The 21,420-nt window shown below is 67.9% G+C and carries 26 protein-coding genes and 1 tRNA gene; 13 read left to right on the top strand and 14 right to left on the bottom strand.

Annotation, left to right across the window (positions count from 1 at the left end; genetic code table 11):
• Window positions 1-28 precede the first annotated feature (28 nt).
• The 6 genes from QGN31_RS23635 to QGN31_RS23610 all read left to right on the top strand — a co-directional run bounded on the left by QGN31_RS23635 (window position 29) and on the right by QGN31_RS23610 (window position 3,558).
• A complete protein-coding gene (locus QGN31_RS23635; protein WP_008263292.1) occupies window positions 29-493 on the top strand; it encodes a GatB/YqeY domain-containing protein in 465 nt (154 codons plus the stop codon).
• A 56-nt stretch (window positions 494-549) separates the two neighbouring features.
• A complete protein-coding gene (locus tag QGN31_RS23630; protein ID WP_008263293.1) occupies window positions 550-1,536 on the top strand; it encodes an LLM class F420-dependent oxidoreductase in 987 nt (328 codons plus the stop codon).
• Window positions 1,537-1,550: 14 nt separating this feature from the next.
• A complete protein-coding gene (locus QGN31_RS23625; protein ID WP_014941171.1) occupies window positions 1,551-1,925 on the top strand; it encodes a hypothetical protein in 375 nt (124 codons plus the stop codon).
• A 38-nt stretch (window positions 1,926-1,963) separates the two neighbouring features.
• Window positions 1,964-2,518 (top strand): type 1 glutamine amidotransferase domain-containing protein, encoded by a 555-nt coding sequence (locus QGN31_RS23620; RefSeq protein WP_043954343.1) that lies wholly within the window; start codon window positions 1,964-1,966, stop codon window positions 2,516-2,518.
• A 105-nt stretch (window positions 2,519-2,623) separates the two neighbouring features.
• Window positions 2,624-3,313, top strand: coding sequence for a HemK2/MTQ2 family protein methyltransferase (locus QGN31_RS23615; protein ID WP_014941173.1), 690 nt, complete (start codon window positions 2,624-2,626; stop codon window positions 3,311-3,313).
• Window positions 3,310-3,558 (top strand): CDGSH iron-sulfur domain-containing protein, encoded by a 249-nt coding sequence (locus tag QGN31_RS23610; RefSeq protein ID WP_080588083.1) that lies wholly within the window; start codon window positions 3,310-3,312, stop codon window positions 3,556-3,558. Before QGN31_RS23615 ends, QGN31_RS23610 begins: the two co-directional genes overlap by 4 nt.
• Here the strand turns inward: QGN31_RS23610 and QGN31_RS23605 are convergent.
• The 6 genes from QGN31_RS23605 to QGN31_RS23580 all read right to left on the bottom strand — a co-directional run bounded on the left by QGN31_RS23605 (window position 3,506) and on the right by QGN31_RS23580 (window position 9,132).
• Window positions 3,506-4,507 (bottom strand): iron-containing redox enzyme family protein, encoded by a 1,002-nt coding sequence (locus QGN31_RS23605; RefSeq protein ID WP_008263299.1) that lies wholly within the window; start codon window positions 4,505-4,507, stop codon window positions 3,506-3,508. The two genes, QGN31_RS23610 and QGN31_RS23605, sit on opposite strands and share 53 nt — an antisense overlap.
• Window positions 4,508-4,585: 78 nt before the next feature.
• Window positions 4,586-6,802, bottom strand: a complete 2,217-nt coding sequence (locus QGN31_RS23600) for a SpoIIE family protein phosphatase (protein ID WP_009954777.1) — start codon at window positions 6,800-6,802, stop codon at window positions 4,586-4,588.
• Entirely contained in the window at window positions 6,799-7,425 is a 627-nt protein-coding gene (locus tag QGN31_RS23595) for a SpoIIE family protein phosphatase (RefSeq protein ID WP_043954344.1), read from the bottom strand. Before QGN31_RS23595 ends, QGN31_RS23600 begins: the two co-directional genes overlap by 4 nt.
• On the bottom strand, window positions 7,418-7,828 hold the full coding sequence (locus tag QGN31_RS23590; RefSeq protein ID WP_014378935.1) for an anti-sigma regulatory factor: 411 nt from the start codon (window positions 7,826-7,828) through the stop codon (window positions 7,418-7,420). The genes QGN31_RS23595 and QGN31_RS23590 overlap by 8 nt, the downstream gene beginning before the upstream one ends.
• Window positions 7,818-8,207 (bottom strand): STAS domain-containing protein, encoded by a 390-nt coding sequence (locus QGN31_RS23585; protein ID WP_008263312.1) that lies wholly within the window; start codon window positions 8,205-8,207, stop codon window positions 7,818-7,820. The genes QGN31_RS23590 and QGN31_RS23585 overlap by 11 nt, the downstream gene beginning before the upstream one ends.
• 22 nt (window positions 8,208-8,229) lie before the next feature.
• Window positions 8,230-9,132, bottom strand: a complete 903-nt coding sequence (locus tag QGN31_RS23580) for an STAS domain-containing protein (RefSeq protein ID WP_009954780.1) — start codon at window positions 9,130-9,132, stop codon at window positions 8,230-8,232.
• Between the two features lie 179 nt (window positions 9,133-9,311).
• On the opposite strand from QGN31_RS23580, the gene QGN31_RS23575 reads away from it, so the two are divergent.
• On the top strand, window positions 9,312-9,680 hold the full coding sequence (locus tag QGN31_RS23575; RefSeq protein ID WP_008263316.1) for an STAS domain-containing protein: 369 nt from the start codon (window positions 9,312-9,314) through the stop codon (window positions 9,678-9,680).
• Between the two features lie 20 nt (window positions 9,681-9,700).
• Window positions 9,701-10,201 (top strand): DUF6328 family protein, encoded by a 501-nt coding sequence (locus tag QGN31_RS23570; protein ID WP_014941175.1) that lies wholly within the window; start codon window positions 9,701-9,703, stop codon window positions 10,199-10,201.
• Here the strand turns inward: QGN31_RS23570 and QGN31_RS23565 are convergent, their stop codons facing one another.
• A complete protein-coding gene (locus QGN31_RS23565) occupies window positions 10,202-10,897 on the bottom strand; it encodes an HAD family hydrolase (protein WP_014941176.1) in 696 nt (231 codons plus the stop codon). It lies immediately after the preceding gene.
• A gap of 323 nt (window positions 10,898-11,220) precedes the next feature.
• On the opposite strand from QGN31_RS23565, the gene QGN31_RS23560 reads away from it, so the two are divergent.
• Both QGN31_RS23560 and QGN31_RS23555 read left to right on the top strand, forming a co-directional pair.
• Window positions 11,221-11,523: a DUF4193 domain-containing protein gene (locus QGN31_RS23560; protein WP_014941177.1), complete on the top strand. Its 303-nt coding sequence runs from the start codon at window positions 11,221-11,223 to the stop codon at window positions 11,521-11,523.
• A 120-nt stretch (window positions 11,524-11,643) separates the two neighbouring features.
• Window positions 11,644-12,228 carry a restriction endonuclease gene (locus QGN31_RS23555; protein ID WP_014941178.1) on the top strand — a complete coding sequence of 195 codons (585 nt, stop codon included), beginning with the start codon at window positions 11,644-11,646 and terminating at the stop codon, window positions 12,226-12,228.
• Window positions 12,229-12,273: 45 nt separating this feature from the next.
• On the opposite strand, the gene QGN31_RS23550 is transcribed toward QGN31_RS23555, so the two are convergent.
• The 5 genes from QGN31_RS23550 to ponA2 form a co-directional block, all read right to left on the bottom strand.
• Window positions 12,274-12,963 (bottom strand): GAF and ANTAR domain-containing protein, encoded by a 690-nt coding sequence (locus QGN31_RS23550; RefSeq protein ID WP_014941179.1) that lies wholly within the window; start codon window positions 12,961-12,963, stop codon window positions 12,274-12,276.
• A gap of 201 nt (window positions 12,964-13,164) precedes the next feature.
• Window positions 13,165-13,241: transfer RNA gene (locus QGN31_RS23545), tRNA-Pro, on the bottom strand.
• Between the two features lie 61 nt (window positions 13,242-13,302).
• A complete protein-coding gene (locus QGN31_RS23540; RefSeq protein WP_014941180.1) occupies window positions 13,303-14,409 on the bottom strand; it encodes a PLP-dependent cysteine synthase family protein in 1,107 nt (368 codons plus the stop codon).
• Entirely contained in the window at window positions 14,406-15,365 is a 960-nt protein-coding gene (locus QGN31_RS23535) for a metallophosphoesterase (protein ID WP_008263336.1), read from the bottom strand. Before QGN31_RS23535 ends, QGN31_RS23540 begins: the two co-directional genes overlap by 4 nt.
• Before the next feature lie 63 nt (window positions 15,366-15,428).
• The gene (gene ponA2 / locus QGN31_RS23530) at window positions 15,429-17,861 is read right to left on the bottom strand and encodes a transglycosylase/D,D-transpeptidase PonA2 (protein ID WP_008263338.1); all 2,433 of its coding nucleotides are present in this window, start codon (window positions 17,859-17,861) and stop codon (window positions 15,429-15,431) included.
• Window positions 17,862-18,213: 352 nt separating this feature from the next.
• Between ponA2 and QGN31_RS23525 the strand changes: the two genes are divergently transcribed.
• Entirely contained in the window at window positions 18,214-18,564 is a 351-nt protein-coding gene (locus tag QGN31_RS23525) for a WhiB family transcriptional regulator (protein WP_008263340.1), read from the top strand.
• A 12-nt stretch (window positions 18,565-18,576) separates the two neighbouring features.
• Here QGN31_RS23525 and QGN31_RS23520 read toward each other — a convergent pair whose 3' ends face one another.
• Window positions 18,577-19,707 (bottom strand): ArsA family ATPase, encoded by a 1,131-nt coding sequence (locus QGN31_RS23520; RefSeq protein ID WP_008263342.1) that lies wholly within the window; start codon window positions 19,705-19,707, stop codon window positions 18,577-18,579.
• Window positions 19,704-20,723 carry an ArsA-related P-loop ATPase gene (locus QGN31_RS23515; protein WP_014941181.1) on the bottom strand — a complete coding sequence of 340 codons (1,020 nt, stop codon included), beginning with the start codon at window positions 20,721-20,723 and terminating at the stop codon, window positions 19,704-19,706. Before QGN31_RS23515 ends, QGN31_RS23520 begins: the two co-directional genes overlap by 4 nt.
• 63 nt (window positions 20,724-20,786) lie before the next feature.
• Here QGN31_RS23515 and QGN31_RS23510 point away from each other — a divergent pair, with 63 nt between their 5' ends.
• Both QGN31_RS23510 and QGN31_RS23505 read left to right on the top strand, forming a co-directional pair.
• Window positions 20,787-20,948: a DUF4177 domain-containing protein gene (locus QGN31_RS23510; RefSeq protein WP_008263345.1), complete on the top strand. Its 162-nt coding sequence runs from the start codon at window positions 20,787-20,789 to the stop codon at window positions 20,946-20,948.
• A gap of 2 nt (window positions 20,949-20,950) precedes the next feature.
• Window positions 20,951-21,418, top strand: a complete 468-nt coding sequence (locus QGN31_RS23505) for a RidA family protein (RefSeq protein WP_014941182.1) — start codon at window positions 20,951-20,953, stop codon at window positions 21,416-21,418.
• Window positions 21,419-21,420 lie beyond the last annotated feature (2 nt).

Raw genomic sequence — 21,420 nt, 5'->3', positions numbered from 1 at the left:
CCCCGCGCCCGCGCGTAGCGTCTCACACATGGCGGAACTCAAATCCCGGCTCCGGGCGGACCTGACCGCGGCGATGAAGGCCCAGGACAAGCTGCGAACGGCCACGCTGCGGATGCTGCTGGCCGCGATCCAAACCGAGGAAGTGTCCGGCAAGCAGGCCAAAGACCTCACCGACGAGGAGGTCATCAAGGTGCTGGCCAAGGAATCGCGCAAACGCGGCGAATCCGCCGAGATCTACACCCAGAACGGGCGCGGAGACCTGGCCGCCAACGAGCACGCCGAGGCCAGGATCATCGACGAATACCTGCCCACCCCGCTCACCGAGGCCGAGGTGGCCGACGTTGCCGACACGGCGATCGCGCAGGTGGCCGAGGAAATCGGCGAGCGCCCCGGCATGAAACAGATGGGCCTGGTGATGAAGGCCGCCACCGCGATCGCGGCCGGCAAGGCCGACGGCGCCCGATTGTCGGCCGCCGTCAAAGAGCGCCTGTAGCCCGACCGGTTCGGTGGACTCGTTTGCCCTCGGGGCAGCCGGGTACCCAACTGCGCATGACCAATTTTGGCTACACTTTGATGACCGAGCAGAGTGGACCCAAAGAGCTTGTCCAGTACGCCATTTCGGCCGAACAGCGCGGTTTCGACTTCCACGTCTGCAGTGACCACTTTTCACCGTGGCTCAGCTCGCAGGGGCACGCGCCCAACGCCTGGGCGGTCCTGGGTGCGGTGGCACAGGCCACCGAACGGGTAGACCTCTACACCTACGTGACGTGCCCGACGATGCGGTATCACCCGGCCATCGTCGCCCAGCAGGCCGCCACCGTGCAGATCCTATCCGACGGCCGGTTCACGCTGGGCCTGGGCAGCGGCGAAAACCTCAACGAGCACGTCGTGGGCAGGGGCTGGCCGGCCGTCACCCGCCGCCAGGACATGCTGCGTGAGGCCATCAAGATCATCCGGGAACTGTTCGGCGGGCAGCTGGTGGACTTCACCGGCGACTATTTCCAGGTCGACTCCGCGCGGCTGTGGGACGTCCCCGACGTCCCGGTCGGCATCGGGGTGGCCATCGGGGGCACCAAGGCGATCGACAAGTTCGCCAAGCTGGCCGACCACCTGATCGCGACGGAGCCCAAGGCCGAACTCGTCCACGGCTGGCACGGCGCCCGGCAGGCCGCGAACCTCGCCGGTGGCGGCCGGGTGATCGGCCAGATACCGGTGTGCTGGGACCCCGACCGCGACACGGCCGTCAAGCGCGCGCACGACCAGTTCCGCTGGTTTGCCGGCGGCTGGAAGGTGAACGCCGACCTGCCGACCCCGGCCGGTTTCGCCGGCGCGACCCAATTCGTCCGCCCCGAAGACGTCGCCGGCACCATTCCCTGCGGGCCCGACCTCGACGCGATCGTCGAGAGCGTCCGGCCCTACTGGGAAGCCGGATTCACCGACATCGCGCTCATCCAGGTCGGCGGGGACACCCAGGAGAGGTTCCTCAAAGAGGCCGCCGAGCCGTTGCTCGCCGCGCTGCGCGAGGCAGCGAACTGATCGGCGGACGGGCGATGACGAGCGACCAATCGGACGACACCACAGCCACATTGGTCTCCGCGCTCGGCGGTGCCAGCTTCGCCCTGGGCATCAGCGAACTGGTGGCGCCGAGTCGGGTCGCCGCGATCGCGGGCGTCGACGACACCGCCCGGTCGCGCCGGGTGATCCGCGCGCTCGGCGTGCGCGAATGCGGCCACGGCGCGGCGCTGTTGGGGGGCCCCGACAAGCTGGTGTGGACCCGTGTGGCCGGGGATGTCCTGGATATGGCCCTGTTGATCGCGGGTGTGGCCGCCCGCGGTCCCGGGCGGCGGCGCCAGGCCATCGTCTGTGCCGCCGCCCTGTCCGGGATCGCCGGCCTGGACCTCTACACGGCGATGCGAACTCTTTGATCCGACGCGAATCGTCGATCGCAGGAAGGAAAACGGCGATGTCAAACGAATTGCAAGGAAAGAGAATAGCTTTTCTCGCGGCCGACGGCGTGGAAAAGGTTGAGCTCGAACAGCCGCGCGCGGCGCTGCAAGAGGCCGGGGCCAAGGTCGAGGTGCTCTCGCTCAAGGACGGCGAAATCCAGGCCCGCAACCACGATCTCGAGTCCGCCGGGACCTTCGCCGTCGATCGGAAAGTGTCCGAGGCGTCGGTGGGCGAATTCGACGGCCTGGTGCTGCCGGGCGGCACGGTGAACCCGGACAAGCTGCGCATGGACGACGACGCCGTCTCGTTCGTCCGCGATTTCGTCAGCTCGGGCAAACCGGTGGCCGCCATCTGTCACGGACCCTGGACCCTGGTGGAAGCCGGTGTGGCGGTGGGCCGGACGCTGACGTCCTACCCGAGCATTCGCACGGATCTTCGCAACGCGGGCGCCCAGGTGGAAGACGACGAGGTCGTCATCGACGGCAATTTGATCTCCAGCCGGTCACCGTCGGACCTCCCCGCGTTCTGCGCGGCGATCCTCAAACAGTTTGCCCAGGCGACGGCCGGTTAGCCGCGGCGATGCCGGGCCGGTCGGTTTGAATGCCACGGTTTGCGGGCATCATCCCGCCAAGCCGTGATCAGCGGCTATCCGTATAGGGTTCTCGAAAGGCCAACCGTGACGACCACATATCCCGAGCCCGCCGTCTTGCCCACCCAGAACGTGTATCGGCCGCAGGAGGACTCCAGACTGCTGGTCGATGTGATGCACGAGACCGGTCTGATCCCGGGACGGCGCGTTCTGGACCTGTGCACCGGCAGCGGTTTCGTCGCGATAGCGGCGGCGGAGATGGGTTGCGCCGACACGACCGCCTTCGACATCTGCCCGCAGGCCGTTCGCTGCGCCCGGGAGAACGCCGCGGCTGCCGGAATCGACGTCGACGTTCGCGAGGGGTCGTGGATAACCGCGGTGGAGTGCGCGCCGTTCGACGTGGTGGTGTCGAATCCGCCCTACGTGCCGACCCCGCCCGGTGCCGAGCTGGAAGAGATTTGCCCGGAAGCCGGACCGTCGTGGGCCTGGAATGCCGGCCGAGACGGACGCCTGATCCTCGACCCGCTGTGCGAGTCGGCTCCGAAGTTGTTGCGCGACGGTGGATCCCTGCTGATGGTGCACTCGGCACTCGCCGGTGTCCAGCAGTCGCTGGATTCCCTCAAGTGGGCCGGTATGGACGCGGCAGTGGTTGCCTCGAAATGGATTCCGTTCGGCCCGGTGATGACGTCCCGGGCGCAGTGGTTGGAAGACGTCGGCCTGATACCGCGCGGACGCCGGGAAGAGGAACTGATCGTGATTCGGGCCGAAAAGCGATGAGTCCCACCAGGGTTCAGGTGGTGCCCAACGGCCCGGTGCTGGTTTCGGGTCCGGTGCGCATCGAGATGCCCGGCGGCGACGTCGTCGAGTCCGACCGGTTCATGGTGGCGATCTGCACCTGCCGTCGCAGCGGCAGGTACCCTTTGTGTGACACCAGCCACCGCAGATGCAAGCGCCTGAGCAAGACGACCGCTACGTCAGCGGCCGCCGCAACGACGTCCGATCCTGCTTCCACGACGCCATAATCGTTTCCGCCAAGCGGTTTTCGACCGCGGCGTGCGCGCGGATCCCGAAGATGACGTCCTGCTCGAGCTGCGGCTCCCGGGCGACGAGATCGCCGACCACATCCGCGCGCACGACGTGTTCGTGTACCGCGTCGGCCTCGACGTGCTCGCTGTAGAAATTGATGCAGGCCGCGGGCGCCTGCAAGCGCTCCAACGCCCGCACCATGCGCTGGGATCCGGGCGGCGAGGTGATCTCGGTCGACGCGAAGTGCCCGATCGCGGCGCCGCGCAACGAGCGGTGCAACCCGAACAGCGACATCAGATTGACCACCGCCAGCGATTCGGGGGGAACCGCGTCGACGTAACCCCAATACGTCGCGTCCAGCCCGGCCGCGGTCAGCAGATCGGCGAACAGTTGCTGGTGCAGTCGGGGGCCCTGCCCGGCACCGTACTCGTCGAACTCCACCGCCACGAAGGCCGCTTTGGCGGTGCCCATCAGGCGCGGGATGGCCCAGGCGTGCGGATCGCCCTCTTTGAGGTGATACAGCGAGCGGTGCACGAAGTATTCGCACATCTGCTGCCACGTCCCGGTGTCACGCAGGTAGTACGACGGGCCGGTGCCGTCGACGGGTTCGATCGAAATCGCTTCCATCTCAGCCGCGGCCGTCTGCTCGGGTTCGATCGGCCCGACGTCGCGGCGCACACCGGCCAAGAACACGCGCTCCAGCTCGGCGCGCAGCGCCAGCAGCGCCGGGTTCCACTCCCACGCGGGGTCGACACCGGCGAAACCGCGGTAGTGCAGCTCGTAGCAGACGGACAGCGCCAGCTGCAGATCCAGACCGTACGGGTCGGAATCGCGCACGGATGCGCCGATGCGCGCGAAATGGTCAACCGACGGCGGGCCCGCCAGCGCGCAACGAACGGCTGTCGACAGGGGCCCGTGTGCCTCGGGCAGGACGGGTTCGGTCATGGTCGATGAGCGGGTCACGCCGGTGACTACCCGTAACCGGGGCCCGGCAAACGGCGCCGCAACACTTTTCGACGCCCACTAGCCGGATTCAGCCGGCAGTCTGAAGGTGATGTCGAGGGTGGTGCCGGTGGCCGCGGTGTCGAGCTGCGTCGCATCGCTGAGCGCCCTGATCAGGGGCAAGCCGCGCCCACCGTTGACCGGGTTGGCGGCCGGCGCCTTCCACGAACCGTAATCGGTGATCCGGGTGCGCACTTCGCCGTCGCCGAGGCTGGCCTCGACCACCATCGTCCCCGCGACGAATCCGCGGTAGGCGTGTTCGACGCAATTGGTGCAGGCCTCGTTGACCACCAGCACGATGTCGGCGGCCAGGTCCCCCGTGATGTGGGCGGCGCGCAGCCAGTCCGCGAGGCGGTGCCGGATGCGAACCAATTGGTCTGCGGTGGCGTCACTTTCGATGCGTAGCGGCGTCTGGTGGTGGCGGTAGATCACCATCGCGACGTCGTCGTCATAGCCGCCCGCCGGCGCCAGTTCACGAAGCATCTCGTCGGCGACGGTGTCCAGCGGTAGTGTCATCGTCTGCGCCAGAACGTCTGCCGCGCGGGCGATTCCGTCGTCGATCGACTCGTGTTTGCGTTCCACCAGCCCGTCGGTGAACAACATCAGGGTCGAGCCGGGCGGCAGCACCCGGGTGGCCTGCGGGCGCGGTTCATCGCGGCGGACCGCGAGCGGCACCGAAGCGGCGTCGGTCAACAGGGTCGTCGTGCCCGGCTCGGGGCCGGTGAGCACGGCTGGCATGTGCCCGGCGTTGCTGTATTGCAACAGCCCGGTTTCGGTGTCCAGGATCGCGAGAAACACGGTCGTGCAGTAGGCGTTCGGGATGAGCGACGCCGCCGAGTCCAGCTGATCGAGCAGCACCGCCGGCTCGGCGCCGTTGATCAACAACGCTCGCGCGGAACTGCGCAGCTGGCCCATGATGGCGGCGGCGGGCAGGCCGCGTCCCACGCAGTCGCCGACGACGATGCCGATGCGGTGCTCGCCGATCGGCAGCACGTCGTACCAGTCACCGCCGATCTCCAAGGGCAGCACCGCGGGCTCGTAGCGCACCGTGAAACCCGGCGGGGGCTGGATGGGCGGGAGCATGGCACGCTGCAGCGTCAGCGACGTCTCGCGGGCGCTCTCGAACTGACGAACGTGCTGCATCGCCAGACTGAGGTGGCTGATCAGCACGGTGACCAGCAGGCGGTCTTCGCCACTGACCCAGCGGGGTGTGCGCAGCTCCAGCCACAACGCCAGGTCCCCGGTGCCGGACAGCACCGCGACCAACCCCTGGGCCTTACCGGGATGATCAGGTGACTCAACGGTTTTCGCGGTCAGCGGTAGTTGCTGGCGCGCGTCGGAGAAGGTGTGACGCAACCACGGATCCAGCTTGCGCCACGACGTCGCCGCGGGCTCGCCCGCGGTGTGGACGGTCGGGTCGCCCTCGCCGCTGGGCCACATGACCGCGACCACCCGCTGCACGTCGATCGCCGCGCGGCACTCGTCGAGCGTGATCGACAGCAACTCATCCACGCTCCTGGCCACCGCCACCGCCGTGGCCAGGCGCAACACCGCGCTCTCCCGCGCCGCGAATGCGCGTTCCGCGGTGATATCACGAACGGTCCCGACGTAGGCGTCGCGATCGCTGCCGGATTCCTTGACCGCGTTGATGCTCACCTTCACCCAGGCGAGATGCCCGTCGCCGTGGCGGATCGGCGTTTCGTAGTCGGCCCTGCCGTGGTTCAGCACCAGGCCGATCTGCTCGGCCGCCGTCTTGGTGTCGACCAGCCACGGGTGCGGCCACCGATAGGGCAAACCCTCGCTGGGAAAGCCGATGATGTCGATGAAGGCGCTGTTCATCTCGATCACGGAGCCCTCGTGGTCGGCGACGAAGAACCCCTCCTGCAGCGAATTCACCAGCGCGTTGCGGAATTTGTCGCGATCTGCCAGCCAATCCGCGCGATCCCGCTGTTCCGCGTAGCGCCTGTTGCCGTCGATGAATCCGCGCATGGCCACGTCGAGGGGAGCGAGCAGCTGCAGCAGGAACTCCAGCGCGATCGGCCCGTCGATGCGCACGTCCTTCGCGATCTCGAAAACGAGGCGGACGTGGTTCTCGACGATTTCGAGCAGGCTGATCTGATTCTGTAGGGCCGTGCGACCGAGCTCATTTCCGATCGACAAGTTGGCGTCATCGGGTGAGTCCAGATAGTTGCGCAACGCGGCGGCGTAGCGATCGTGGAAGTCTTCGTTGCCGCTCATGCCGAGGTCCCCCTGTGCCGCGCCGTCAGCACCATCGCGTCATCGGTTTCCTTGGCGCCCTTACCGAGAATCTCTTCCGCGATGGCGACAGCGTGCGCCGAGAAGTCGACGTGACCCAGGTAATCTTCCCCGATCCCGTCGGTGCTCATCACGAGAAGGTCACCGGGGCGGATCGAAACCGCCTGTGCCGGACGGATTTCCGGGATCCGGTAGCCGACGATGCCCCCGGTGAGACGGGCACTGGACCGGACATGGATACCGCTGGGCGCCTTGGCCACCAGATCGGCGGTGACGTTGCCGACCCCCGTCCACGTCAGCGTGTTCGCGGCGAAATCCACCCGCGCCAACGTCATTGCGACCCCTCTGGTTCCGGTGAGCAGCCGGTGGGAAAGCTGGATCAGGACTTCGAGCCGCTCGGAACTGTTGTTCTTGACCGCATCGATCGCGCGCAGCGCAGCCTCCGCGGCGGCCGGCCCGTGACCGAGGCCATCCACCAGACCGAACAGCGCGGCCTCGCCGCCGATGGCGACCGAGATGCCCCGGTCGCCGGAGGTGTACTCGCTGGGCAAGGGCCGGCCCGCCCTGGCCCATTCGATGGGTCCGAACCGGCCGCTTTCATGCACGGGGCGGGACCCATTTCCACATCTCGATGACGGTCCCCTGACCGACCGTGGACTCGACGACCAACCGGTCCATCAGGCGGCGCGCGCCCGGCAATCCCATCCCCAGCCCGCGGCCGGTCGAATATCCGTCTTCCATCGCGCGTTCGATGTCGGCGATCCCGGGCCCCTGATCCTCCGCGCGCACCACCAGGGCCTTGCGCCCCTCCCGGTCGGCCACCCCGACCCGGACGGAGCCGCGGCCGGCGTAGCTGGTGATGTTGCGCGCGATTTCGGAGATCGCCGTGGCGATCATGGTGACGTCAGTCAGCGAGAATCCCAGATCAAGGGCGAGCTGGTGTCCCGCCTTGCGGGCGTCGACGATGTCGTCGGGATGGTCGATGGCGACGACGATATCAGCCGCCACCATCGCGCCCGATCGTCGGTTTGCGCTGCGCCAGTTGACGATTAAGAAGGGACAGGCCCTCTTCCAGGTCCAGCGCGGTGTTCATGTCGTCGAACGCCAGACCAAGCTGGACCATCGCGAACGCCACCTCGGGCTGCAGGCCGACGATCACCGTGTCCGCGCCACGCAGCCGGGTCATGTGCGCGATCGTGCGCAGCGAGCGGGCCGCGAAGGAATCCATGACGTCGATGGCGGTGACGTCGACGATGATGCCCTGCGCGCGGAACCGGCTGACGCGCTCCATGAGGTCGTAGCGCAGCCGTTCGGCGTCGGAGTCTGAGAGCGCGGCCTGCACCGAGGCGATGAGGATCGAACCCTGTTTCAGGATCGGTACTGGCATGCGGCGCTCGCGTTCCTAACCGTCACCCGGTCTGCTCGCCGGTGCGAGTCACCTCGTAACCCAGCAGCCGCTCGGCTTCCTCGATGCCGCCCTGCAGGTCGCCGACCGCGTTCATCTTCGACAGGTCCAGGCCGATCGTCACCAGCGTCAGCGCGATCTCCGAGGACAGGCCGGTGATGATCACGCTGGCACCCATCAGCCCCGACGCGTCGACGGTCTGCACCAGGTGGTTGGCCACGGTCGAGTCGATGGTCGGCACACCGGTGATGTCGATGACCACCACTTTCGCGCGGTTGGCGCGGATGGCGCGCAACAGCTGCTCGGTGACCTGGCGGGCGCGCTGGCTGTCCAGCACACCGATGATCGGCAGGATCAGCAACTGCTCACGCACCTGCAGCACCGGCGTCGAGAGCTCCCGGATCGCCTCCTGCTGCTGGCGGATGATGCGCTCACGTTCCTGGACGAAGCTGACCGCCACGGTGTTGGCGATCCGGTTGGCCGCCGGCTCGTAGGCGTCCAGCACCCGGTTGAGCATCTCGAACTCGGTCTGGTACTTCTCGAACAGCGAGCGGGCCAGCACGTCGCGGAGCAGCAGGACGATGCCGACGACCTCGTCGGTTTCCACGCCCCGTGGAATGATGCGTTCGGACAGGTCGCGGGCGTAGGCCTGCAGCGCCTCGACGCTACCGGTCTCGAGCACCTCGACATAGTTGTCGTAGACGGCCGTGGCCTCGGAGAAGAGCTCTTCGGGCGTCATCGCGGTGAGCAGCTCGGCCTCGGTGATGCGGCGGGCCCATTCCTCCCGCAGAACGGTCCGATTCTGCCGCAGGTGCTGAACGAGCTGAGGCAACAGCCCCTCGCTGGAAATGCCGACGACTTGCGCTGCGGTGCCGGTACTGGTGAAATCCGACGTCGAATCTGACATATGGCCTCCCCAGGCCTCCCGAGTACACGTCACGCACTGCGGTCTGCAGTTCCTTTTTGCGAGACTAGCCTGGGTTGTCGCGGGCCACGTGTAGAGGGCATATTCTTCTCGCAGTTCATAACGCAGGCTAGGGTTGAACCACGCTCGAGGCATTCAAGGCCCAGGACAAAGGATTGCCATTGTCAGCTCCTGATTCGATTACCACGTTGGTTGAGGACCACGACGGCGTTTCCGTGGTCAGTGTCAGCGGCGAAATCGATTTGGTCACGGCTCCTGCCCTGGAACAGGCCATCGGCGCGGTCGTCGCGGAGAGTCCCACCGCACTGGTCATCGATCTGTCGGCGGTGGAGTTCCTGGGCTCGGTGGGGCTGAAGATCCTGGCCGCGACGTACGAGAAGCTGGGCAAGGACACCGGGTTCGGCGTGGTCGCGCGCGGCCCGGCCACCCGGCGGCCGATTCATTTGACCGGTCTGGACAAGACCTTCCCGCTGTACCCGACGCTCGACGACGCGCTGACCGCGGTGCGGGACGGCAAACTCAACGGCTAGCAACCGGGGCGCCGGCAGCCATGGGTGTCGATCATCCGGAAGACGACCAGCAATGGGACCGCAGCCAGCGCGGTGAAACCGAAATCGAACGGCTGGACCGCAATTGGAACAGCCTGCTGCAGGAGTTGCGCGTGGTGCAGACCGGCGTGCAGCTGCTCACCGGGTTCTTGTTGACGCTGCCGTTCCAGCAGCGCTTCGACGTGCTCGGCGGACCGATGCGGATCGTGTACCTGGTGACGGTGGGGTGTTCGGTGGGCGCAACCGTGCTGCTGATCGCCCCGGTCGCCATTCACCGGCTGCTGTTCCGGCGGCACCGCCTCCAGGCGCTGGTGTCGGCCGCGCACCGGTGTGCCTACGCCGGGATGGCGTTGCTGGGCGCGGCGCTGACCGGGGTGACGGTCATCGTCTTTGTCGCGGTGGCCGGGGCGACGGTGGGGTTCATCGCCGGAGCCTGCGCCCTGGCGCTGTTTGCCATCTTCTGGTGGGCGTTACCCCTGATGCTGCGCACGCACGGAATGTAGTCAGCGGCCGGGCGACAACTCCGCGATCCGGGTGGGTTCCAGATGGTCGAGCAGGTCCTGCGGATCGGCGAAGATCGGGGCGGCCCCGGCCTCCTGCAACTCCGCGCGGGAGATGCCGCCGCTGAGCAGCCCGATGCAGGGCACTCCCGCGGCCGCCGCGGCGTGCGCGTCCCAGACGGCGTCCCCGACGAAGACGGCGTGCCGGGCATCCACCCGGGCCCGGTCCAGCGCCACGTGCACGATGCCCGGTTCGGGTTTGGCGGTGTCGACGTCACGGGACGAGGTCGTCTCGGAGATGACGTCATCGCAATCGAGCACCTTGCGCAAGATGGCCAATTCGTCCTCGGGCGCCGAGCTGGCGAGCACGACCTGCAGTCCCAGGTCCGCGACGCGGCGCAGCAGGGCGCGGGCCCCGGGCAACGGTTCTGACAACGCGGTGATCTCGCGGTAGTAGTGGCTGTGCTTGTCGCTGAGCCGCTCCTGCACGTCGTCGGGCGCGTCGTCGGACAGCGTCCGCACCAGCGTTGAGCCGTCCATGCCGATGCAGCGGTGGATCTGCCACGACGCCACCACGATGCCTTCGGCGTCGAACGCGCGCCGCCACGCGTGGACGTGCAGGTAGTTGGAATCCACCAGGGTGCCGTCGACGTCGAACAGGACGGCGGGGGCGCCGCCCGCATCGGGTCGCAACGTCATGTGGTGGGCATACCCAGGCCGGGCCGGGCTGACACCGGCCGGCGGCTGAGCGGCGTGGCGGCGGCGACCCTTGCCGCCGTTCCGTTGCGAATAACGCTGGCATTCAACGGATCTCGTGAGCGTCCGCGTCGGCTTGCCCCGGCGGCGTCCGGTCGGCGACGCCGGGACGCCGGGGGAGACCCGCGGGCGCGTAAGCGGAGCGTGCGGCGGCCGAAATTTCTTGCCCCAGATCGGTGTAGGGCGCGCGTGAACGGGGTACTGCCTGCGCCACGGGTGAGTACAGCAAAGTGCGTCAGCCCGTCTGAGAGCAGGGAGGAACTCCGATGGCGACCACCACTGACTACGACGCACGCCGTGTATCCGACAACGACACCCAGGACAAGTCCTCGCTGCGCGAGCTGGCACCGACCCTGCACGCGGCCGGCACCACCGTGGTCGACGAGGATCCCAACGATGTCCACTTCTTCGAGCTGCCCGGCGCCGACCTGTCCGGCGAGGAGCTGACGGTGACCGTGATCCCCCAGCGGGCCGACGAGTTCACCTGCTCGAGTTGCTTTTTGGTGCAGCACCGCAGCCGGTTGCGTCGCTCCAGCTCCGGCCTGCCGGTCTGCGCCGACTGCGCGTAACGCGCCGATAGCGCCCCGGCCGCGGCGTGGCGCCGTCTCGCGCCTGCGCCGAAATGTCACAGGCTTGAACTAGGTTCATCGGACAAGTCTGCGTCGGCGCGAACGGCACGTTGAGGAGTCATGGAGAAGGTTCTCGGGTCGCTCCTCCTGCTGGGGTTAGCTCTCCCTTGGTATTTCACGCAGCAGGCCACCGCCAGCCCGCCGGCGGGGTTTTTGGCCGGCCTCGGCGGGCTCGCGCTCGCGGTCGCCGTGCTGTGGTGGCTTTCGGTGCAGCGGGACCGCCGTCAGGCCGACGCCCACCGCCGCCGCGACCTCAAACACGCGAAATCCCGGCTGCGGGCCATCGACCGCATGTCCGGTACCGAATTCGAGGAATTCGTCGCCGCGCAGCTGCGCGTCGCGGGCTACACCGTCACGCCGACCGCGAGCACCGGCGACTACGGGGTGGACCTCATCGCCAAAAGGGGCGGCGTCCGCATGGCGGTGCAATGCAAAAGGCTGGCCAAGGCCGTCGGCGTCGCCGCGGTGCAACAGGTCGTTTCCGGTTCGCGCCACCACGGCTGCAATCGGGCGGTCGTGGTGACTAACCAGACGTTCACGAAGGCGGCCCGCCAATTGGCCGGCACCCACCAATGCCGGCTGGTCGGGCGCACCCAGCTGCAGAACTGGACGCGGGTGGCGCCCATTCCCGTGCGGGGGAACTAACGGCCGCGAGATGCCCTGGGCCGCAGCGCGTTCGGACGGCGCGCCTCAGCGCCGGGTGGTGTCCTCGATGACCCGGCGCGCGATCTCGCGCAGCGGGGTGTTCGTGCTCTGCGACAGTTTGATCAGCGTGTTGAACGCCGTGTGGTCATCGAGGTCGTAGCGCTCCATCAGAATGCCTTTGGCCTGCCCGATGGTGTCGCGGGTGCTCAGGGCCTCCCTGAACTGTTGGGTGCGGACGACGTTGCTCCACGCCAGGGCGCCCAGCGCGGCGAAGACGGCGGCCACCCGGCGGGAATCGTCGGAAAAGGCGTGCGGGCGTTCGGCATAGAAGTTCAGCGCCCCCATGCTGAGCTCGTCGGCGTACATCGGCAGTGACAGGACGCTGCGCACCGGCGTGTACGCGAGGGCGTCGGCCTGATACTTCGGCCAGCGCGAGTCGCTCCCGAGGTCGTCGATGACGACGACTTTGCGGGTCCACGCGGCGTGCACGCACGGCCCCTCGAGGTGGCGTTGCTGGAACTCGTCGAGCAACCTGGCGCAGTCGTCGGTGACCGAGGGGGTGCTGACCTCGTTCTGCCGGCTGGTGACCGTGATCCCCGCCTCCTGCGCCCCGGGCACCCAGCGCGCCGCCGCCCTGGTCAGCTCATCCAGTACCTGAGGGAAGTCGGCCGAGTCCGCCGAATAGATGGCCCGCAGAACGTCGGTGAGCAGGGTGAGATCGTCGAAATTGGTCACTGAATGTCGCCTTCGTGCGTCGAGACCGGTTCCAGGCAAAACCCGCGCCGTTTTCTCCCAGCCTGCGGTCTCGCGAGGCGATCATTTGTCAGTTATGACGGCGACGAATGTCAATGCTGTCTGCTCAGCATTACGGTGAGATCCACTATATCGGCCGGGTTTTGGGTGATTGCGACCGACACCGGACGAGCAAAACCTAAGTGGTCGGGGTGGCGGGATTCGAACCCACGGCCTCTTCGTCCCGAACGAAGCGCGCTACCAAGCTGCGCCACACCCCGCCTGAAGCTCCGACAGCCTATCGCACCGGGCTAGCGGCTCGCCAAACCGCGGTGCGCCACGTCACTCCCACGAGCAAGAACGCTCGAACTCGACCAGCGCCCGGGCCGGGCCCGTCGGGTCCAGTCCCTGCGCCGCGACCCACTCGTCGCTGAAGTAGGTGTCGCGGTAGCGGTCGCCGCTGTCGGCGAGCAGCGTCACCACCGAACCGCTGCGGCCTTCGGCGACCATCTCGGCCAGTAGGCCGAACGCGCCCCACACGTTGGTGCCGGTGGACGGCCCCACCCGGCGCCCCAACACGGCGCTGACGTGGCGCGCGGCGGCGATCGACGCCGCGTCCGGGACGGCCACCATGCGGTCGACCACGCCGGGGAGAAACGACGGCTCCACCCGCGGGCGGCCGATGCCCTCGATGCGCGACGAGGTGGGCATCAGAACGTCGTCGCGGTCCTCGGCGTAGGCGGGAAAGAAGGCGGAGTTCTCCGGGTCGACGACGCACAACCGGGTGGCGTGGCGGCGATAGCGGATGTAGCGCCCGATCGTGGCGCTGGTCCCGCCGGTGCCGGCGCCGACCACGATCCATTCCGGGACGGGGAAGCGCTCCTCGCGCATCTGCTCGAAGATCGACTCGGCGATGTTGTTGTTGCCCCGCCAGTCGGTGGCGCGTTCGGCGTTGGTGAACTGGTCCAGGTAGTGCCCGCCGGTTTCGCGGGCGACGCGCTCGGCTTCGGCATACACCTCGCTGGAACTCTGCACGAAATGGCAACGGCCGCCGTGGGCTTCGATCAGCGCGACCTTCGATGCGCTCGTCGCCGCCGGCATCACCGCGACGAACGGTAGCCCCAGCAGGGCCGCGAAATAGGCCTCCGACACCGCCGTCGAACCCGACGACGCCTCGACCACCGTGGTGCCCTCGTCGATCCAGCCGTTGCACAGGGCGTAGAGGAACAACGAGCGGGCCAGCCGGTGCTTGAGGCTGCCGGTGATGTGGGTGGTCTCGTCCTTGAGGTACAGCGCGACGTCGACGTCGGTGCTCCACGCCGACGGCAGCGGATAGCGCAGCAGGTGGGTGTCGGCGCTGCGGCGGGCGTCGGCGTGGATCAGCCGGATCGCGTTGTCGGTCCAGCACCGTGAGCGGCTGCGGACCGCGACCCGGGTCCGGTCGGTCAACGCACCGAAGCTGTTGGCTGCGAACGGCTCAGGTCGCTGGCCGCGTCGCGGTCGCCCATCGGGGTGGAGATCAGCGTCAGCATGGTCGCCTCGGGCCGGCAGCAGAACCGCACCGGCGCGAACGGCGAGGTGCCCATCCCCGCGGAGACGTGCAACTGCATGTGCGCGCCCCACCGCGACGGCCCCTTCGCGCGCGAGCGGTCCAGGCCGCAGTTGGTCACCAGGGCGCCGTAGAACGGCAGGCAGACCTGTCCGCCGTGGGTGTGCCCGGCCATCACCAGTTGATAGCCGTCGGCGGCGAAGCGGTCCAGCACCCTGGGCTCCGGGGAGTGGGTCAGCCCCAGCCGCAGGTTCGCCGCGGGGCTGGCCGGGCCCGCGATGGTGTCGTAGCGGTCCCGGTCGAGGTGCGGGTCGTCCACGCCCGCGGCGGCGACGTGCAGACCCGCCACTTCGAACTCGCGCCGGGTGTGGGTGAGGTCGAGCCAGCCGCGCTCGGTGAACGCCGCCCGCAGGTCCTGCCAGGGCAGCGGCTCGCCGCGGACCCGGTGCGACGGGTTGGTCACGTAGTTCAGCGGGTTCTTCAGGCGCGGCCCGAAGTAGTCGTTGCTGCCGAACACGAAGACACCCGGCCGCGACAGCAGGTCGCCCAGGGCCTGGACGACCGCCGGGACGGCCTTCGGGTGGGCCAGGTTGTCGCCGGTGTTGACCACCAGGTCCGGCTCCCAGCCGGCCAGCTCCCGCAGCCACGCCTGCTTGCGCCGCTGGCCGGGCGTCATGTGGAGATCGCTGATGTGGAGCACGCGCAACGGTGTGGAACCCGGGCTCAACACGGGCATGGTGATCTCGCGCAGGACGAAGGCGTTGCGCTCGATGATCGCGGCATAGCCGAGGCCGGCGACGCTCGAACCGAGCGCCGCGGCACCGGCACGTATCAGGACGGGCATAACGTTCGCCATGATGGCAGCCTACTGCCGGTCGCGGACGGGCAGCGTATCTCGTGCGTCACGACGCAATCAGATTTACGGGGGCGGCGCACCGGGCGGGGCCGGCGGTGGCGGCGCCATCAACGGGATGGTGATCGGCGGCAGCCCCGGAATCTCGACGACCTGCGAGCCGACCGGCACCGGCGCCCCTTCGGGGGGCGGCGGCGGGGCGGGCGGGATGCCGTTGCTGACCTGAATGGTGATAATCGAGCCCGGAATCGTCGCGCCGCTCGGTGTCGTGCCGACCACCTCACCCTGCTTCGCGCTGCTGTTGACGAAGTTGTTCTGGTCGGCGACCTGGAAGCCGGCCTCCTTGATGCGCGCGCGTGCCGCGTCGATGTCCAGGCCCGCCACGCTCGGCACCCGCGACCCGGGTGAGCCGTCGACGTAGCGCGGGTCGGTGGGCGGCAGTTGCACCGGGCCGAAGTTGGTGGCGATCGGTTTCATCGCGGTGAACCACGTGCGCGCGGGCTCGTTACCGCCGTAGAGGTCGCCCTCGCCGCAGTGCCGCAACGGGGACGAACACAAGTCCGTGGGGTTGGTGGAGTCGTCGTAGATGTAGTTGGCCGCCGCGTAGTGGTTGGTGAATCCGACGAAGCCCGAGGAGCGGTGGGCTTCGGTGGTGCCCGTCTTACCGGACATCGGCAGGTCCCAGCCCGCCGCGCCGGCCGAACCGGACGCCGTGCCGCCGCCCAACGCGTCCTTGCTCATCGCGTTGGCCAGTGTGTTGGCCAGCCCCTCGGGGACCACCTGATCGCAGGTCTCGGTCGTCACCGCGACTTCGTTGCCCTTGCGGTCGACCACCTTGTCGATCGGGTTCGGCGGGCACCAGGTGCCGCCCGAGGCGAGCGTGGCCGCGACGTTGGACAGCTCCAGCGCGTTCACCTCGATCGGGCCCAGGGTGAACGATCCGATGTTCTGCCGTTTGACGAAGTCGGCGAGGCTCTCGTTGCTGTCGGGGTTGTAGTCGCGGGCGGTGCCGGGGTCGGCGTAGGACCGCAGCCCGAGTTTGATCGCCATGTCCACCGTGCGCGTCACCCCGACCTGCTGGATCAGCTTGGCGAACGCGGTGTTGGGTGAGGTGGCCAACGCGTCGGTCACGTTCATCGACCCGCGGTAGTTACCGGCGTTGACCACGCACCAGTTGTCCTTCGGGCAGCCCTTGGCCCCGCCGCTACCCATGCCCTTGGCCTGGAACCGGCCGGGCACCTCGAGGGTGGCGTTGATGCCCATCCCCATGTCGAGGGCCGCGGCCGTGGTGAAGATCTTGAAGACGGATCCCGCACCGTCGCCGACCAGGGAGAAGGGTTGCGGGCGCATGGTCTGACCGGCGTCGACGTCCAGCCCGTAGGTGCGGTTGCTGGCCATAGCCATCACCTTGTGCGACGTCTTGCCGGGCTGGATCACGCTCATCACGCTCGAGATGCCCGGCAGCGTCGGGCTGGCGAACTTGTCGATCGCCGCCTTGACCGGCAGCTGCACGTCCGGGTCCAACGTCGTCTTGATCAGGTATCCGCCCCGGGCCACCTGTTCCTTGCTGATCCCGGCCCGGGAGAGGTACTCCTGCACGTAGTCGCAGAAGAACGCCCGATCGCCCGCCGCGATGCAGCCGCGGGGCAACTCGTTGGGCTGCGGCAGGATGCCCAGCGGCGCGGCCTTGGCGGCCTGCAGCGCCTCGGCCTCCTGCGGGATGTTCTCGATCATGGTGTCCAGCACCAGGTTCCGCCGCGCGAGAGCGCCCTCGGGGTTGGTGTAGGGGTTGAGCGCGCTGGTCGATTGCACCATGCCCGCCAGCAGCGCCGCCTGCTGCCAGTTCAGGTCGGAGGCGTTGATGCCGAAGTAGGTCTGGGCGGCGTCCTGCACGCCGAACGAGTTGTTGCCGAACGAGACCAGGTTCAAATACCGCGTCAGGATCTCGGGCTTGGTGAAGGTCTTGTCCAGCGTCAGCGCCATCCGGATCTCGCGCAGCTTGCGCGCCGGGGTGGTTTCCACCGCCGCGCGCTTCTCCGCGTCGGTCTTCGCGGTGACCAGCAGCTGGTAGTTCTTGATGTACTGCTGCTCGATGGTCGACCCGCCGCGCGTGTCCACGTCACCGCGCGCGTAGCCCGCCAGCCCGGTCAGGGTGCCCTTCCAGTCCACCCCGTTGTGGTCGGCGAACCGCTTGTCCTCGATGGAGACGATCGCCAGCTTCATCGTGTTGGCGATCTTGTCGCTGGGCACCTCGAACCGGCGCTGCGAATACAGCCACGCGATGGTGTTGCCCTTGGCGTCGACCATCGTCGTCACCGCCGGCACCTCGCCCTCCAGCAGCTGCGCGGAGCCGTTGGCGACCACTTCGGAGGCCCGATTGGACACCAGCCCTATGCCGCCGGCGACGGGAAACAGGAGTGCGGTGGCGACGACGCTGGCCAACAAACAGAACCCCGCGAGCTTCAAGATCGTGAGCGCGGCCGGGGGGCGGTCTGACATGGCTACTACAGTAGCGGCCCCCAGTCACGCCGCCACGCTGCAACTTCGCCCAAAAATTTCGGCGCCCGGGCCCCTCGGGTGCGCACCCAGAATTTGCGATTGCGTCACAGGTCAGACGGGTAGCCCAGTGTGCAAGATCACTTTCCCGCCGGATTTTTTGGACGAGACGGCACGCTCGTCCCAAAAAAAGCGTTATCGGACTGTTGCGCAATTGGCACCTGACCACCTAACTTAGACACACGGTGAGATTCAGGTAACACCGATGTACATGGTGAGGCGTAGATCGCAGGGTTGGATCTGCACCCAAGGAGGGCGGCCGTGACGGGCGGCCGGTAGGGAAAGGGAACGATTCGTGTCACCAATACGGCCGGCGGCGCGTAGGACAAACATCGCAGCCGCACAAGGTGTACTCCGCAGCGTCGATGCTGAAGAACGGATCGCTTGGGTCTCGAAGGCGCTCTGCCGCACGACCGATCCCGACGAACTGTTTGTCCGTGGCGCGGCCCAGCGCAAGGCGGCAGTGATCTGCCGGCACTGCCCGGTGATGCAGGAATGCGCGGCAGACGCGCTGGACAACAAGGTCGAGTTCGGGGTGTGGGGCGGCATGACCGAGCGGCAACGCCGCGCGCTGCTCAAGCAGCACCCCGAGGTGGTGTCCTGGGCGGACTTCTTCGACAAGAGCAGAAGCCGCACCGCGGGCTGACCGAGTGGGGCCCTAGGCGACCGACGTGATCTGGTCGGCGAGGGCCCGCAGCGCTTCCAGATCCGACACGTCAAACGGCAGCGAAGGAACGCCGATGACCGGCACGTGCGGATTGGCTCCGGTGAATCGGGAGAGTAATCTGACTTCCCGCTTGGCGGTCTGCGCGCGGTCGGCATGAATCCGCAGCACGGCCGCGGCCAGCGACGCGGCTTCGGAATCGGTGTCGTGCTCCAGCATCTCGGTGGCGTCGATCGCCCGCTCGGCCGGTAGCGAGCACAACGTCGGATGCGTGCGGTTCAAGACCAGCCCGGCGAGCGGCATGCCTTCCTGCGACAGCCGATCGACGAAGAAGGACGCCTCGCGCAACGCGTCGGGCTCGGCCGCCGACACCACGACGAATTGCGTGCCACGCCTTTTCAGCAGCGCGTACGTGCGGTCCGCCTTTTCCCGGAAGCCGCCGAAGGTGGCGTCCAGCGATTGCACGAACGCGGCGGCGTCGCCGAGCATCTGTGAGCCCAGGATGGTCGACATTGCCTTCATGGCCAAACCCATTGCGCCGGTGACCAACCGGCCGATGCCGCGGCCCGGCGCCAGCAGCAGCCGCCACAACCGGCTGTCCATGAAGCTGCCCAGCCGCTTCGGCGCGTCCAGGAAGTCCAGCGCGTTGCGCGACGGCGGGGTGTCGACGACCACCAGGTCCCAGCGATCCTCGGCCAGCAGCTGGCCCAGCTTCTCCATCGCCATGTATTCCTGCGTGCCCGCAAGCGAACTGGCGACGGTCTGATAGAACTGGTTGTCCAGAATCGCTTGTGCGCGACCGGGTCCGGAGTATTGGACCACCATTTCGTCGAAGGTGCGACGCATGTCGAGCATCATCGCGTGCAGCTCGCCTTCAACCTCCGCCGCCAGCGGGACGCGCTGCGGCGTGTTGCCGAGGTCGTTGACCCCCAACGCCTGGGCCAGCCGCTTGGCCGGATCGATCGTCAAGACGCAGACGTTGCGGCCGTATTCGGCCGCGCGCAGGGCGATCGCGGCCGCGGTGGTCGTCTTGCCCACGCCGCCCGCGCCGCAGCACACCACCACCCGGTTCGACGTGTCGGCCAGGATAGCGGCCATATCAAGCGGTTTCGGCGTGGTGCTCATCGAACTCCCTGCTGTGCAAGCGATTCCGACAGTTCGTAAAGGCTGCCCAAATCGACCCCGTCGGAGATCGCCGGAAGTTGTAGCCGCGGGACCTTCAGCGCGTCGAGCTGTTGCGCGATCTCGGAGCGGGTGGCGATCACGGTCGCGTGCTCGATGGTCTCGGTCAACAGGCCGGCGAAGTCGTTGTCGTTCAACGTGATTCCGGACTTTTCCAGCCCGGCCCGCACCGAGTCGGCGTCGACGTCCCCCTCGGCGGCCTTCGCCAAATCGGCCGGTTGCAGGTAGGAGGCGATGTTGCGGTTGACGATCACGCTGCCGATCGGCAGCTGCATGTCGGCGAGCTCCTCGATGGCCTCCAGCGTTTCCTGCACGGGCAGCGCCTCCAGGAGGGTGACCAGGTGAATGGCGGTCTGCTCGGAGTGCAGCAGCTTCACGACGCCGTCGGCCTGCGAGTGCACGGGGCCGCCCTTGGCCAGATCGGAGACGGCCTTGGTGACATCGAGAAACCGCGCGATCCGTCCCGTCGGGGGCGCGTCGACGACGATCGCGTCATACACCGGGAGCCGGTTCTTGTCGACCCGGATCACCGTCTCTTTGATCTTCCCGGTGAGCAGCACGTCACGCAGGCCGGGCGCGATGGTCGTCGCGAACTCGATCGCACCGATGCGGCGCATCGCGCGGCCCGCGATGCCCAGGTTGTAGAACATGTCGAGGTATTCCAGGAATGCGGCCTCGATGTCGATCGCCAGGGCGTTGACCTGACCGCCGCGTTCGGCGGTCGCGATCTTCACCTCCTGATAGGGCAGGGGTGGGACGTCGAAGAGTTGCGCAATCCCTTGGCGGCCCTCGACTTCCACGAGGAGGACTTTGCGGCCGCCGGCCGCCAGCGTGAGCGCCAGCGCCGCCGCGATCGTCGACTTGCCGGTACCGCCTTTGCCGGTCACAAAATGCAAGCGGGCCTTGGTCAGGCGCGCCGGCCAGCCGACGGCGCTGCCGCCGCTCGAAGTGGTTGCCACCTTCGCATGCTAGCCCGGCCGGGCTGGCCGGAGCGGTTCACCTCCGACCGATAAGCTCGCCGCATGAGCCAACCGACCGCCTGGGAGTACGTCACCGTCCCGTTGCTGACGCACGCCACCAAACAGATCCTCGACCAGTGGGGCGCCGACGGCTGGGAGCTGGTGTCCGTGCTGAACGGCCCGACCGGCGAACAGCACGTCGCCTACCTCAAGCGCCCCAAGTAGAGATGAGCGCCCAGCCTTCCTGGAAGGCCCGACTGGCCGAGCTCGATCTCGCGCTGCCGGAGGTGGTCGCGCCCCTGGCCTCTTATGTGCCGGCGGTGCGCACGGGCGACCTGGTCTACACCGCCGGCCAGCTGCCGATGCGGGCCGGGAAGCTGGCGGGCACCGGCAAGCTCGGCGCGGGGGTCACCCCGGACGAGGGCAAGGCGCTGGCGCGGATCTGCGCGCTCAACGCGTTGGCGGCGGTCGATTCCCTGGTGGGCATCGACTCGGTGACCCGGGTGGTGAAGGTGGTCGGATTCGTCGCATCGGCTCCCGGGTTCAACGGCCAGCCCAGCGTCATCAACGGGGCCTCCGACCTGCTCGGCGAGGTCTTCGGCGACCGGGGCGCGCACGCGCGCTCGGCGGTCGGGGTCTCCGAGCTGCCACTGGACGCGCCGGTGGAAGTGGAGCTGATCGTCGAGGTCGGCTGACG

Source organism: Mycobacterium sp. 2-64, assembly GCF_035918375.1.
GTDB classification, from domain to species: domain Bacteria; phylum Actinomycetota; class Actinomycetes; order Mycobacteriales; family Mycobacteriaceae; genus Mycobacterium; species Mycobacterium intracellulare.
Note: the sequence above shows the minus strand (reverse complement) of the source record. Positions and strands in the feature narration are given on the sequence as shown.

Excerpts from the sequence above, each read along its gene's own strand:
- QGN31_RS23555 (WP_014941178.1), top strand. The coding sequence starts at position 11,644 with ATGGAGAAGGTTCTCGGGTCGCTCCTCCTGCTGGGGTTAGCTCTCCCT.
- QGN31_RS23510 (WP_008263345.1), top strand. The coding sequence starts at position 20,787 with ATGAGCCAACCGACCGCCTGGGAGTACGTCACCGTCCCGTTGCTGACG.
- QGN31_RS23565 (WP_014941176.1), bottom strand. The coding sequence starts at position 10,897 with ATGACGTTGCGACCCGATGCGGGCGGCGCCCCCGCCGTCCTGTTCGAC.
- QGN31_RS23570 (WP_014941175.1), top strand. The coding sequence starts at position 9,701 with ATGGGTGTCGATCATCCGGAAGACGACCAGCAATGGGACCGCAGCCAG.
- QGN31_RS23600 (WP_009954777.1), bottom strand. The coding sequence starts at position 6,802 with ATGAGCGGCAACGAAGACTTCCACGATCGCTACGCCGCCGCGTTGCGC.
- QGN31_RS23605 (WP_008263299.1), bottom strand. The coding sequence starts at position 4,507 with ATGACCGAACCCGTCCTGCCCGAGGCACACGGGCCCCTGTCGACAGCC.
- QGN31_RS23535 (WP_008263336.1), bottom strand. The coding sequence starts at position 15,365 with ATGGCGAACGTTATGCCCGTCCTGATACGTGCCGGTGCCGCGGCGCTC.
- QGN31_RS23585 (WP_008263312.1), bottom strand. The coding sequence starts at position 8,207 with ATGCCAGTACCGATCCTGAAACAGGGTTCGATCCTCATCGCCTCGGTG.
- QGN31_RS23560 (WP_014941177.1), top strand. The coding sequence starts at position 11,221 with ATGGCGACCACCACTGACTACGACGCACGCCGTGTATCCGACAACGAC.
- QGN31_RS23520 (WP_008263342.1), bottom strand. The coding sequence starts at position 19,707 with ATGAGCACCACGCCGAAACCGCTTGATATGGCCGCTATCCTGGCCGAC.
- QGN31_RS23620 (WP_043954343.1), top strand. The coding sequence starts at position 1,964 with ATGTCAAACGAATTGCAAGGAAAGAGAATAGCTTTTCTCGCGGCCGAC.
- QGN31_RS23630 (WP_008263293.1), top strand. The coding sequence starts at position 550 with ATGACCAATTTTGGCTACACTTTGATGACCGAGCAGAGTGGACCCAAA.
- QGN31_RS23625 (WP_014941171.1), top strand. The coding sequence starts at position 1,551 with ATGACGAGCGACCAATCGGACGACACCACAGCCACATTGGTCTCCGCG.
- QGN31_RS23580 (WP_009954780.1), bottom strand. The coding sequence starts at position 9,132 with ATGTCAGATTCGACGTCGGATTTCACCAGTACCGGCACCGCAGCGCAA.
- QGN31_RS23635 (WP_008263292.1), top strand. The coding sequence starts at position 29 with ATGGCGGAACTCAAATCCCGGCTCCGGGCGGACCTGACCGCGGCGATG.
- ponA2 (WP_008263338.1), bottom strand. The coding sequence starts at position 17,861 with ATGTCAGACCGCCCCCCGGCCGCGCTCACGATCTTGAAGCTCGCGGGG.
- QGN31_RS23505 (WP_014941182.1), top strand. The coding sequence starts at position 20,951 with ATGAGCGCCCAGCCTTCCTGGAAGGCCCGACTGGCCGAGCTCGATCTC.
- QGN31_RS23610 (WP_080588083.1), top strand. The coding sequence starts at position 3,310 with ATGAGTCCCACCAGGGTTCAGGTGGTGCCCAACGGCCCGGTGCTGGTT.